The organism is Massilia sp. AB1, assembly GCF_018119385.1.
GTDB lineage: Bacteria > Pseudomonadota > Gammaproteobacteria > Burkholderiales > Burkholderiaceae_D > Telluria.
Genome location: NZ_JAGKSG010000007.1, coordinates 151,285 through 163,306 on the forward strand (window position 1 = coordinate 151,285; position 12,022 = coordinate 163,306).

General features: G+C 65.1%; 11 protein-coding genes and 2 tRNA genes. 7 read left to right on the forward strand and 6 right to left on the reverse strand.

What is annotated here, in order from left to right; translation table 11 throughout:
* The first annotated feature begins 69 nt into the window (after nt 1-69).
* From J8847_RS06705 to J8847_RS06735, 7 genes are all read left to right on the forward strand, one after another.
* Complete coding sequence (locus J8847_RS06705; RefSeq protein WP_211523911.1) at nt 70-852, forward strand: spermidine synthase; 783 nt, start codon at nt 70-72, stop codon at nt 850-852.
* A gap of 13 nt (nt 853-865) precedes the next feature.
* Nucleotides 866-2,662 (forward strand): GspE/PulE family protein, encoded by a 1,797-nt coding sequence (locus J8847_RS06710; protein WP_211523912.1) that lies wholly within the window; start codon nt 866-868, stop codon nt 2,660-2,662.
* A 60-nt stretch (nt 2,663-2,722) separates the two neighbouring features.
* Nucleotides 2,723-2,798: transfer RNA gene (locus J8847_RS06715), tRNA-Lys, on the forward strand.
* Nucleotides 2,799-2,981: 183 nt separating this feature from the next.
* Nucleotides 2,982-3,497 carry a hypothetical protein gene (locus J8847_RS06720; RefSeq protein ID WP_229429912.1) on the forward strand — a complete coding sequence of 172 codons (516 nt, stop codon included), beginning with the start codon at nt 2,982-2,984 and terminating at the stop codon, nt 3,495-3,497.
* A 67-nt stretch (nt 3,498-3,564) separates the two neighbouring features.
* Nucleotides 3,565-3,640 (forward strand) — tRNA-Lys (locus tag J8847_RS06725).
* 59 nt (nt 3,641-3,699) lie between these two features.
* Nucleotides 3,700-4,296, forward strand: a complete 597-nt coding sequence (locus J8847_RS06730) for a YigZ family protein (RefSeq protein WP_211523914.1) — start codon at nt 3,700-3,702, stop codon at nt 4,294-4,296.
* Nucleotides 4,297-4,425: 129 nt separating this feature from the next.
* Nucleotides 4,426-5,586 carry an MFS transporter gene (locus J8847_RS06735; protein ID WP_211523915.1) on the forward strand — a complete coding sequence of 387 codons (1,161 nt, stop codon included), beginning with the start codon at nt 4,426-4,428 and terminating at the stop codon, nt 5,584-5,586.
* Nucleotides 5,587-5,604: 18 nt separating this feature from the next.
* Here the strand turns inward: J8847_RS06735 and J8847_RS06740 are convergent, their stop codons facing one another.
* The 6 genes from J8847_RS06740 to J8847_RS06765 all read right to left on the reverse strand — a co-directional run bounded on the left by J8847_RS06740 (nt 5,605) and on the right by J8847_RS06765 (nt 11,866).
* On the reverse strand, nt 5,605-6,444 hold the full coding sequence (locus tag J8847_RS06740; protein WP_211523916.1) for an HDOD domain-containing protein: 840 nt from the start codon (nt 6,442-6,444) through the stop codon (nt 5,605-5,607).
* Nucleotides 6,445-6,594: 150 nt separating this feature from the next.
* Nucleotides 6,595-7,470: a BON domain-containing protein gene (locus J8847_RS06745; protein WP_211523917.1), complete on the reverse strand. Its 876-nt coding sequence runs from the start codon at nt 7,468-7,470 to the stop codon at nt 6,595-6,597.
* A gap of 148 nt (nt 7,471-7,618) precedes the next feature.
* Nucleotides 7,619-8,011: a cell envelope biogenesis protein TolA gene (locus J8847_RS06750; protein ID WP_211523918.1), complete on the reverse strand. Its 393-nt coding sequence runs from the start codon at nt 8,009-8,011 to the stop codon at nt 7,619-7,621.
* Between the two features lie 103 nt (nt 8,012-8,114).
* On the reverse strand, nt 8,115-8,816 hold the full coding sequence (locus tag J8847_RS06755) for an NUDIX hydrolase (protein WP_211523919.1): 702 nt from the start codon (nt 8,814-8,816) through the stop codon (nt 8,115-8,117).
* A gap of 170 nt (nt 8,817-8,986) precedes the next feature.
* Complete coding sequence (locus J8847_RS24405; RefSeq protein ID WP_307727503.1) at nt 8,987-9,940, reverse strand: methyl-accepting chemotaxis protein; 954 nt, start codon at nt 9,938-9,940, stop codon at nt 8,987-8,989.
* Between the two features lie 204 nt (nt 9,941-10,144).
* Nucleotides 10,145-11,866, reverse strand: coding sequence for a hypothetical protein (locus J8847_RS06765; RefSeq protein WP_211523920.1), 1,722 nt, complete (start codon nt 11,864-11,866; stop codon nt 10,145-10,147).
* Between the last annotated feature and the right edge of the window lie 156 nt (nt 11,867-12,022).

Genomic DNA, 12,022 nt, shown 5'->3' on the forward strand with positions numbered 1-12,022 from the left:
AGCGGGTTCCTGAGCTTGCGCTGCGGGAACCCATCCACCGATAATAGGGCGATTCCATCAGGCTGCCCTATGCTCATCAAACGCAAATCCATCGAACAGGCCGAATCGTCGCGCCGTCCCGCGCGCAAGCCCAAGTTCGCGCCCGTCACGCTGTCCGAACAGGACGGTGTCCGCTATCTCCACTTCGGCACCGAATGGGTGCAAGGCGCCATGCGCATCCGCAAGCCGGACTGGCCCGAGCTCGAATACGCGCAGCAGATGATGGCCTGGATGCTGTTCATCGACGCCCCGCAGGCCATTGCCCAGCTGGGCCTGGGGGCGGCGACCCTTACCAAGTTCTGCTATCGCCAGTTCCCTGAAGCGAGCGTGACGGCGGTCGAGCTGAACGCGTCGGTGATCGGCATCTGTGCTTCGATGTTCAAGCTGCCGCCCGAGGACGAACGCCTGCAGGTGCTGGAGATGGATGCGCTCGACTTCGTCGAGGATTCCGCCAACCATGGCGCCTTCGACGTGCTGCAGTGCGACCTGTACGACGCCACCGCGCGCGGCCCGGTGCTCGACACGCCCGAGTTCTACCAGGCTTGCTCGGAATGCCTGGCGCCGCACGGCGTCATGACGGTCAACCTGTTCGGCGACCACCCCAGCTTCGCCAAGAACATCAAGGCCATGAAGTTCGCATTCGAGCACGTGATCTGCCTGCCGGAAGTCCACGATGGCAATGTGGTGGCGCTGTGCTTCAACACCCGCCCCGAGATCGACAAGGACGCCTTGAACGCGCGCGCCGCACAGGTCAATGCTGCTACCAAGCTGCCGGCCAAGTCCTGGGTCAAGGGCATCCTGGCCGCAAGCTGAACATCCTCCCATCATGAACGCCGCCGCCAACAAGCCGCCCAGCCTGCGCAAGCTCGACCTGCAATCGATCTTTTCCTGGATGCTGGCGGACGGCATCGTCAGCAAGGAAGAGGTGAAGGCGCGCTTCGCCCAGGCGCAGGGAATTCTCAAGAGCGCCGCAGGCTCGATGCATCCGCTGACGGCAGTCGCCCAGTGCAAACTGCTGTCGAACCAGCCGCCGCACCGCCTGCTCACGCTGGACGTGCTGACCGAATGGTGCGCGACCAAGGTCGGCCTGCCCTTCATCCGCATCGATCCACTCAAGATCGATTTCACCAAGGTGGCGGACGTGATGTCGGCCAGCTACGCGGCCCGCTTCAATATCCTGCCGGTGGAGATGACGGCGACCTCGCTGGTGGTGGCGACGGCCGACCCCGGAGCTACCGAATGGGAAGCGGAGATCGCCAAGGTCTCGCGCCGCAAGATCGAGCTGGTGCTGGCCAATCCGCTCGATATCGCGCAGTACATCTCGCAGTTCTTCAGCCTGGCCAAGTCGATCCGCGACGCCAACCGCAGCACCGGCCAGGACCTGGCCATGCGCAACAACTTCGAGCAGCTGGTCGAACTGGGCAAGTCGAACAAGCAGGTCGACGCCAATGACCAGCACATCGTCAACATCGTCGACTGGCTGTGGAGCTATGCCTTCGAGCAGCGCGCATCGGACATCCACCTGGAGCCGAAGCGCGAGTTCGCCGTGATCCGCTTCCGCATCGACGGCGTGCTGCACCAGGTCTACCAGGTGCCGGCGGTGGTGATGATCGCCATGACGGCGCGCATCAAGCTGCTGGGACGCATGGACGTCATCGAAAAACGGCGGCCGCAGGACGGGCGCATCAAGACCCGCACCAACGGCGGACAGGAAGTGGAGCTGCGCCTGTCGACCATGCCGACTGCGTTTGGCGAAAAGCTGGTGATGCGTATCTTCGATCCGGAAGTTGTGGTGAAGACCTTGCCGGAGCTGGGTTTCCCGCCCGAGGATGCGCGGCGCTGGGATGCGCTGACCGGCAAGCCGCACGGGATCATCCTCGTGACCGGGCCGACCGGGTCGGGCAAGACCACGACCTTGTACACGACCTTGAAGGCGCTGGCGACGAATGAAGTGAATGTCTGCACCGTCGAGGATCCGATCGAGATGGTGGAGGCGTCGTTCAACCAGATGCAGATCCAGCCCGGGATCGATCTGTCCTTCGCGGACGGTGTGCGTGCGCTGATGCGCCAGGATCCGGACATCATCATGGTGGGCGAGATTCGCGATCTGGAAACGGCCGAGATGGCGATCCAGGCGGCGCTGACGGGGCACCTGGTGTTTTCGACCTTGCATACCAACGATGCGCCGGCGGCCGTGGTGCGCCTGCTGGAGCTGGGGGTGCCGGACTATCTGCTGGAGGCGACCCTGATCGGCGTGATGGCGCAGCGGCTGGTGCGGACGCTCTGCCCTTCGTGCAAGTCGCCGACTGGCGAGTTGAGCGACGAGGTATGGCAAAGCATTGCGGGGAACTGGGATATCGCCAAGCCGGCGACCGTATATCGGCCGATCGGCTGTCCGGAATGCCGGCAGACCGGGTATCGGGGGCGGACAGGTATTTACGAACTCTTGAGCGTGAGCGAGGGCTTCGGCAAGCTGGTGCGGGAGTCGGGCGACATGCAGGCGCTGCGCCGGCAGAGCATCGCGGATGGCATGAAGCCGCTGCGTATCGCGGGAGCCATGAAAGTGGTCGAAGGGGTGACCACGGCGGACGAGGTGTTGAAGGTTACGTCGGCGCTGTCGTGAACGAATGCTCACTTGCCTCTAGCGCAATCCGGAATCGCCGGCTATAATGCTGCCTCTTTCGGGTCGTTAGCTCAGTTGGTAGAGCAGCGGACTTTTAATCCGTTGGTCGCTGGTTCGAGCCCAGCACGGCCTACCACGAATACACAGAAAGCCCACAACTACGGTTTGTGGGCTTTTTGCTTTCTAATCGCCTCGGCGGATTGCCGGAGCAATCCGGTGCGCCGCCTCATCGCGCTCCTGCGCGCGACGTGCCTTGCCGAACAGAAGAGATAGTGCGGGCAGTGCTACAGTTCCCGCAATGCTCGCAGCGAGGTGTCCGATGAAATACCTGCAAAAAATAGGCTCCGCCGGCTACATCCTCGTCGCCCTGCTCTTTTTTGTTTGCGGCTTTTCCCTGATCGTCCTCGCTTCCATTGAAATCTGGTCGGCCCTGTTCGGCGACAGCCACGCGTCGGTGCAGGCGCGCTTCCAGCTCATCCTGGAATGCGTGGGCCTGCTGACCATCGCGGTCGCCGCCTTCGAACTGGGCCAGACTGTCCTGGAGGAAGAGGTGCAGCGCGAAGTCCACGTCAGTTCGCCGACCCGCCTGCGCCGTTTTCTGTCGCGTTTCCTGGTCGTGGTGGTGGTGTCGCTCGGGGTCGAATGCCTGGTCGGCGTGTTCCAGTTCGCGCACACCAAACCCGAACTGCTGCCGCATGTTGCGTCGATCGGCGCCGCCGCAGCCCTCCTGCTCGCAAGCTGGGGCCTGTTCGTGCGCCTGAATGTCGAAGCGGAAAAACTAGAACCCGAAGCGATGCACCAGGCGCAGGAAGAGGACAAACACGTCGAAACCTGAGTTTTTCTCGGTCTTGCAGGAAGTTCTTGAAAATTCGCAAGGGCGCCGCTATAATCTTGGCTTCTTCGGGTCGTTAGCTCAGTTGGTAGAGCAGCGGACTTTTAATCCGTTGGTCGCTGGTTCGAGCCCAGCACGGCCTACCAAAGATTCAACAACAACGCCAGCCTTCGGGTTGGCGTTGTTGTTTCCACGTCCGCACTTCATGGCCCAGACCATCGCCAGCGCCGTTCACCACGAACTGATCATCAAGAAAAGCCGCTTCATCGCCTGCGTGCAGCCGATGGCGGACCGGGCCGGCGCCCAGCAGATCGTGGCGGCGCTGCGCGCCGAGCATCCGGGCGCCGCCCACGTGTGCTGGGCTCTGCTGGCGGGCGGCCAGTCGGCGGCGGTCGACGACGGCGAACCGAGCGGCACCGCCGGCCGGCCCATGCTCGACGTGCTGCGCCACCAGGACCTGGAAGGCGTGCTGGCCACCGTGGTGCGCTACTTCGGCGGCGTCAAACTGGGCGCCGGCGGGCTGGTGCGCGCCTACACCGACAGCGTGGCCCAGGCCCTGTTGCAGGCGCAGAAAGTCCCCATCATCAAGCTTGCCCACCTGCGCTGCACGGCGCCCTACGCCCTTGAAGGCCTGGTGCGGCGCGAACTCGACGCCGCCGGCGCCAGCCTCGACGAAGTCCTGCACGGCGACGAAGTGAGCTTCGCCTTCAGCCTGCCCGCCGGCACCGCCCCGGCACTGCGCACGCGCCTGGACGACGCCGGCCACGGCCGCATCGGCTGGCCGCGCGAAGATGCCGAATAAGCCCTCGCTATACCCGTCATCACGACTCGAAAGCGGACGCGGCCCGGGCTGGCCGGTATAGTGGCCGGTCCCACAGCCGGCGCGCATCGACCGGCCGTGTCCAACCAGCCCTCGTCAAGAAGAACAATCGTGATCAAGAAAAGTCTCATCCCGCTCGCACTGGGCGGCTTCGGCATCGGCATGACGGAATTCGTCATGATGGGCATCCTGCCCGATATCGCCACCGGCCTCGGCATCACCATTCCCCAGGCCGGCTACCTGATCACCGCCTATGCATTGGGCGTGGTGGTCGGCGCGCCTACCCTGGTCAGCCTGTTCGCCAACCGTCCGCCGCGTACCGTGCTGGTGTGGTTCATGTTGATGTTCACCGTCTTCAACGCCATGTCGGCCTTCGCGCCGAACTTTCACGTGATGATGGTGTCGCGCTTCCTCGCCGGCCTGCCGCACGGCGCCTTCTTCGGCGTGGGCGCCGTGGTGGCAAGCCGCCTGGCCGACGAGGGCAAGGTGGCGGCGGCCATGGCCACCATGTTCGCGGGGCTGACGGTGGCCAACGTGATCGGCGTGCCGATCGGCACCTGGCTCGGCCACACGGTCGACTGGCGCCTGGTGTTCCTGATCGTGGCCGCCATCGGCTGCGCCACCGTCGTCAGCCTGCGCCAGCTGGTGCCGCACATCGAGGCCAAGCAGCGCGCCGGCTTCATCCAGGACCTGCGCATCTTCCGCAGCGGCGGCCTGTGGCTGGCGCTGGGCATCACCGCGATCGGCACCGGCGGCTTCTTCGCCTGGTTCAGCTACATCACGCCCCTGCTCACCGACGTCACCCGGTTCCAGCCGGCCACCATCCCGATGATCATGACCGTGGTCGGAGTCGGCATGACGGCAGGCGTGCTGGTGGGCGGCCGCCTGGCCGACCGCTTCCATCCGCTGCCCGCGATCCTGATCCTGCTGGTGTCGATGACGGCCCTGCTGCTGTGCAATGGCTTGCTGGCGGATTCGCAGCCGACGATGCTGGTGCTGGCCTTCGCCACCGGCGCCAACGCGCTGGCGCTCGGTCCGCCGATCCAGATGCTCCTGATCGACCATTCGCGCGAAGCCGAGATGCTCGGCTCCTCGCTGGGCCAGTCGGGTTTCAATATCGGCAATGCCACCGGGGCCTTCCTGGGCGGCATTCCGCTGACCCTGGGCTATTCGTATTCCTCGCCGCAGTGGGTCGCGGCGGCGCTGGCGCTGGCCGGTGTCGGCCTGTCGCTGCTCATGCTGGGCCGGCGCCGCGCACTGCAGCCGGCCTGAATCGGCAAACGGGACTGATCAGACGAGGACGGCGTCGCCCATCGCCGACGCCATCTCGGCAGCCTCGTCCTGGATCTGGCGCAGGGTGTCTTCGTCGAGCACGAAGTCGATGGCGCTTTCGGCATGGGTCGGCAGCGGCGATGGCTTGTTGCCGAGGGGGGATTGCACCGGCGCGTACTGATTGGCCAGCAACAGGGTGTCGAGCAGGCTGCCGGGCGGCATGTTGAGCCAGCCGCCGCGCATGTCGGCGATGGCCTCGGCCACCGGGCTGGGAATGTTGAGCTTCTTCATCACTTCGGCGCTGACCACGTCTTCGCACAGCTCGCCCCAGTTCTCGACATCGTCGTCGAGCAGGCCTGGGAATTCGTCGGCGCGCGAGAGCAGGTAGAAGCCGCCCACTTCATGCACGATGCCGGCGAACATGGCGGTGTCCGGATTCACGTAGGTGACCTTGCGCGCCAGCGCATAGGCGAGCGCGGCGACATGGGCCGTGTGCTCCCACAGCTGTCCGGCCTTGGCGCGCAGGCTGCGATCCTTGATGCGGCTGCCGAACTGGCGCACCACCAGGCTCGCCACCAGGGCCTGCAGGCGGCGGTAGCCGATGCGGGTCACGGCGGCGCGCACATTGGTCACCGGCACGCCGCTGTTGCCGCCGAACGCGGCCGTGTTGGCCATGGCGACGGTGCGCGCGGCCAGCTGCGGTTCGGACAGCACGAGGCGGATCGCCTCTTCCACATGGCAATCGGGATCGTCGAGGGCGAGCTGCAGTCGCAGCACGGCATTGACGCTGGTGGGGAACGAGATCTCACCGCGTACGGCCTGCGCCGCGATGTATCCGAAGGCTTCGAGTTTATTCACGCGCCGAATTATACCTTGCTGTGTGACCAACTCTTGCGGCCGGGGCCCTGCCTTTCCCTCTCCTGCCGCCGCGCTGTGGCGAGCGATCCACAACTGTTAAAAAGACAAAGCCCGCATGCAAAGCATGCGGGCCCGGCATCGAGCGAAGGATTACTTCACCTTGAGGGTGCTCTTCACCTTGCTCACGCCATCGACGCCCTTGGCGACGCGCACGGCCTTGTCGGCCTCGGCTTTCGATTCGACGAAGCCGCTCAGCATCACCACGCCCTTCTCGGTGTCGACATTGATGTCCATGCCGCTCAGGTCCTTCTCGGCCACCAGGCTGGCCTTGACCTTGCTGGTGATGGCGGCGTCCGAGGTGGCGCGGCCGGCACGGTCTGCCGCGTTCTCGGCCTTGTCATCGGCGCGCGTGAAGGCGTCCTTGGTTTTTTCCTTGACGTTGTGCAGGGCTTCGCGGGTGCGCTCGCCGAGGGTGGCGCCGGCACCGGCGGCTGCGCCGGCGGTCATGTTGCCCTTGTTATCCATGACGCAGGCGGTCTTGTCGTCGCCGGTCATCTTTTCGCAACGCTCGATGGCCTTGGCGGCTGCGCGGTCGTCGCTGGTGGCGGTCTGGCCGGCGGCGCTGGCGCCGACAGCGCGCATGTCGCCGTCGCCCAGCTTGGCCAGGGCCTTGTCGCGCACGTCGTCGGCCTTGTCTTCGCAATCGTCCTGGGCCTCGCCCTGGAGCACTTCACATTTCTCTTCAGCCACTTCGTGCTCGGCCTGGATCACGTTGCGGCGGGCCGCGCTCATGCGGTCCTTGTCGTGCTTGGTGGCGGCGTCGAGCTCGGCGCGGGCGCGCTTGAGCTTGGCTTCTTCGCGGCAGACGTCGCGCTTGTTGCCGCTCAGGGCGTCGCATTTGTTGCTGGCGGTGCGGAAGTCGGCCTGGGCCTTGGAGGCTGCCTTGTCATAGGCCGTGGTGTCTGCGGCAAATGCCGGGGCGACGGCGAAGCTGGTCGCGATCAGGGAAGCGATGAGGGTTTTCATGAGGGGTCCCTACCATTCAGTTGTTGTGATAGCGTCATTAAACGCTCCACCATAAGTAGCATCTGTGCGACACCGAACGCTGGCCGCTGAAACACGGCGGCCAGCGTCCGATGGACGCAACGCCTGATTAGTTCACTGCCTCGGTCACTCAGTCGACCAGTGCCGACAGCGCCTTGTCGCGCACGTCGTCGGCCTTGTCTTCGCAATCGTCCTGGGCTTCGCCACGCAGCACTTCGCATTTCTCTTCGGATACTTCGTGCTCGGCATTGATCACGCCGCGGCGCGCCGCCTTCACGCGGTCGGTGTTGTGCTTGGTGGCGGCGTCGAGTTCGGCGCGGGCGCGCGCCAGCTTGGCTTCTTCGCGGCAGACATCGCGCGCGTTGTCCTTCAGGGAGCCGCATTTCTTGCTGGCGGCGCGGTAGTCGGTCTTGGCCTTGTCGACCATCTTGTCGTAGGCCGTGGTGTCGGCCGCGAAGGCCGGAGCGGCGGCGAAGCTGGCGCCGGCAAGGGCCGCGACCAGGGAAGCGATCATGGTTTTCACTGTGGGTCTCCCGAGGGTTGTTATGGAAGTGTCATTACACTCCTCCACATGGGAGAGCTCTGTGCGACAGCGAACGCTGGCCGGGAAACTCGGCGGCAGGCGCTTACTCGTCGCGCAGCAAGCCTTCGCGCCACATGAGGTTTGCCGCTTCGAAAGGCGTGGCGGAGGTGCCGAAGCGCGTCCCGTTTTCCGCCAGCTTGACCCAGACGCGGGTGTCGTGGCCGCTGCCCGGCACGGCCACATTGCCGCGCACCTTCGCCAGCCAGCCGTGCACGCGCGCATAGTCCTGCGGATGGCTGCGCTGGATCCAGGCCAGGGCCACGAGGTCGGCGAACCCTTCCTCGCGCCGGGTCTCGCGCATGGCCTTGGAGGCGGCCAGCAGCTCGGCGTCCTGGGCCGTCTCTTCGCCCACTTCGACGAAGCCGGCCGGCAGCGCATGCCAGGCCCCTTCGGCGTAGCGCCAGCAATGCGCCAGCTCGTGCGCGGCCATGGCTTCGATCAGGAGTTCCTGGTCGGCTTCGGGCACGCCGGCCAGCACGTTTTCCGCGTCCGGGTTGCCGCGCATCGACAGCACCAGCTTGCAGCGGCCGTTGGCGAAGCCCATGGCCAGCGGCACGTCGCCCGCCTTGGCCTTCGGCTGGACAATGATGTCGACGGGCAGTTTCAGCTGCTTCGAGTAGCCCAGCACCGGGGCCGCGGCGCGCAGCCAGCGCGTTTCCTGCGCCGTCAGGTCAGCGGCGTGAAGCGGGAGATGAGCGGCGAGAGTTGCCGCAAGGATGGCCACCGACGGCAGGGGCTTGAACATGATGATGCTCCCAGGATTGATGAAATGCCTATCGGCAATTCTAGCCCTGGATCAAGGCCTGCTTTAAAGAAAATATTTGGGGATGGCTAAGACGGCAATAAAACGAGGACAGGATGCAACGCCGAGGCGCAAATAGAAAGGGCTGCCGTGGCAGCCCTTGTATTCGCATCCTATGCTTCGACTTCCCCGACCGGCTCGGCCGGCGTCTGACCGGGTGAGCGGCCGACCAGCGTGCGGATGTCGCGCGCGGCCGTCGCCGAACGCCGGGCCAGGTCGCGCACGTCCGCAACCGCCATCGCGCACTCTCCGCCCTGCTCGGCCGTCTTGGCGGCCTCGACCGCGGCGTTGAGGGCCAGGATATGCGCCTGGAAAGCGATGCCGTCGATAACGCCGATCAACTCGGCGGCCTTGTCCGATATCGGCGCCGCGGGTTCGGCGGCGGGTTCCTCCGGCTGCGCAGCCGGCTTGCCGAGGCCGCGTCCCACGAACCAGGCGCTGAACGCGGCGGCGGCGATGGCGATGACGCACAGTTGCGCCAGCCAGCCGGAGAAGCCACCGGCCGTGCGGCGCGCATTCAGCGCCGCTTCTTCGTTGAGCTTGTCCTCGAGCTCGATGAAGCGCTTCACGGTCGCCAGCCAGTCCACCAGAGCCGGCGCGGCCTGCTGCGACAGCAGGAGGCTGGCCTCGGCGGCCTCGCCGGCGGCATGCAGTTCGATCACGCGATTCATCAGAGTCTTGGCGCGGTGCTCCTGCGCCCTGATCGCGGCGAGGGCTTCCTTCTCCTCGGGCAGGACGCCCTTCAATTCCTTGAACAGCGTGTCCAGCGGTTCGGCCGAACGGGCATAGCTGTCGTCGAGCAGCTTGATCTGGCTGATCGGGGCGGTGGCCGCGGCGGGGTCGGCCGCCAGGACCACGTCGCGCAGCGCGGTGGCGCGGTCGTGCACGCTGACGCGCATCTCGGCCGCATAACGCAGCTTGATCTTGTTGTCCTCGATGTGGTCGAGGTCCTTCCTGACCTCGCCCATGCGCATCATGGCCAGCGCGCTCAGGCAGATCATCAATAGGAAGACCACGCCGTAGCTGAGTCTCAGCCGGGCGCCAATGGTCGGGGTCGTGGGAATCATGGTTCGCTATGCGGCGAGATGCGGGGAGCGTTCGCCGCTTTTCCGTAAAGCAACGGAAACGAATATAGCATGGCTGTCGTTTCATTATTAGACAGCCCTTCCGCTTTTACCCACTTTAACGGCACAAGCGTTGTAATGACGCCAATCGCCCGAGCGCTTGTGGACACCGCGCCACAGCGCGACGTCCACCAGGTGCCGCGCGCTTTACTTTTTCGTCAAGCCCGCCGCTGTCACGAAGGCCGGTCGGATGTCGTTCGGCACCGACTTGAGCTTGTCGAGCGCCTTGCGCACTTCCGGACGGATCACGACGTACTTGTCCATCATCTGGCGGGCCGCGGCATAGTCGCCGGTCGCCTCGATGGTCAGGAAGTCGCGGTCCAGGTCGGCCACGGCGGCCTTAATCTTCTTGAAGTCGACCGAGAAGGTGCCGTCCGGGTGGGCGACGAAGGCGCCCTTGTCGAGCAGGTAGTTCATCTGGATCGCCATGCCGCGCGCGTGCGAGGAGGTCAGGCCGAAGTGCAGGGTGCGGAAGGCGGAGGCCAGGAAGGTGTTGTACAGCTTGCGCTCGGCCGCCTCGCCCTGCCCCAGGGTGTCTTTCAGCAGGCCCTTGTCCATCATGTAGCCCAGCGCCCACAGGCCGGTGATGTCGGCCTTGGCTTCCTCGATGGTCGAGTAGGTGTCCTTCAGGTCCTGGCGCGGGGTCGAGTCCTTGCCGTCCTTCTTCGTGTGGTGCGGTCCCAGGCCGTGCATGATCTCGTGGGCCAGGATGTGGGTGAAGAAGGATTCGAAATCCAGGTCCTTCTGGTCCTGCGCCCGCAATACCTGCTTGCTGATCGGGGTCAGGGTCGATCTGAACTTGGCCTGCTGTACGTTCTTGAGCATCACGCGCTTGGAGCCGCGCTCGCGGATCACGCGCTCGTCGTTGGGCAGGTTGTAGGCGGCGGTCTGCACGCCCATGTTGCCGTCGCCCGCGCCATAGACCTCGTTCACCACCACCATCGGCGCGATCGCGCCCACCTTCGGATTGCGGTAGCGCTTGTCGAGCGGGAGGTTGTCTTCCAGCTCCTGCAGGTGCTTGCCGAAGAAGTTCAGCTTGGCCGTTTCCTGCGGATCGCGGATGCTGACATAGGCTTCGAAGGCGGCCTTGTAGCCGAACAGCTCGTCGTTATAGGTCTCGTAGGGCCCGATGGTGACGTCGACCGGCGAATCCAGGTCCATCCAGGCGAAATCCGACGCCAGGTAGTCGTTCGACAGGAAGGCGTCGGCGCGCAAGGTCAGGAATTTCTTGAGCGAGGCGTTGTCGGTGGCGGCGGCCGCTTCGCGCAGCAGCTTGGCCAGCAGTTCCAGCTCCGGACGGTATTCGTCCGAATACTTCACGGTGCGGAAACCGCCGTCCCTGTCGCTGCGGATCACGGTGAAGAACCACTGGGCCTGCTGCTTGTCCTCGGCATTCAGTCCATTCATCCAGCTTTCGAGGGCGGCCTTGGTGGCCCCTTCCGGATAGAAGTTGGCGCCTTCCGGCTTCTTGGCCGGGATCTTGATGCCCGCGTACTCGGCCGGCATGAAGGAGCGGTTGTCGTCCAGGCCCGACCACGGGCCCTTGTTGAGCCAGAAGGCTTCCAGGCGCGCGCGGCCCAGCGGCGTCGTGTCCTTGCGCAGCGCGGCGTGCAGGGCCTCGTTGCCGGCCCAGCGCTGGCGCAGCTGGAGGGTGTCGACGATCTTGGCGGCATCGATCAGCTTGGCGATGGCGACGCGGTCGCCCTTGGACAGCTTCGATACGTCGGCGCGCAGCTCGGCCGGGGCGAAGCGCTTGCTCATGGCCTGCAGTTGTTCCGCGGTGGCCGGGCCCGTGGCCTGTTGAGCCTGGGCGTTGAAGGCGGCGCCGACGGCTGCGGCGAGCACGAGTGGTGCGAGGAGATTCTTCATGGTCTCTTATGGTTGTGTTGGCAACCGGACCATTGTAAACCGCAAGGGATAAGGAAAGATGAATTATCAGGTATGCATAAGATGGTTGAACGCGTGGGCGGGGAACCCCCCGCCGCGGTGAACCCGGCGATTGGCGAGCGGGCCGGGGCCCCCGCG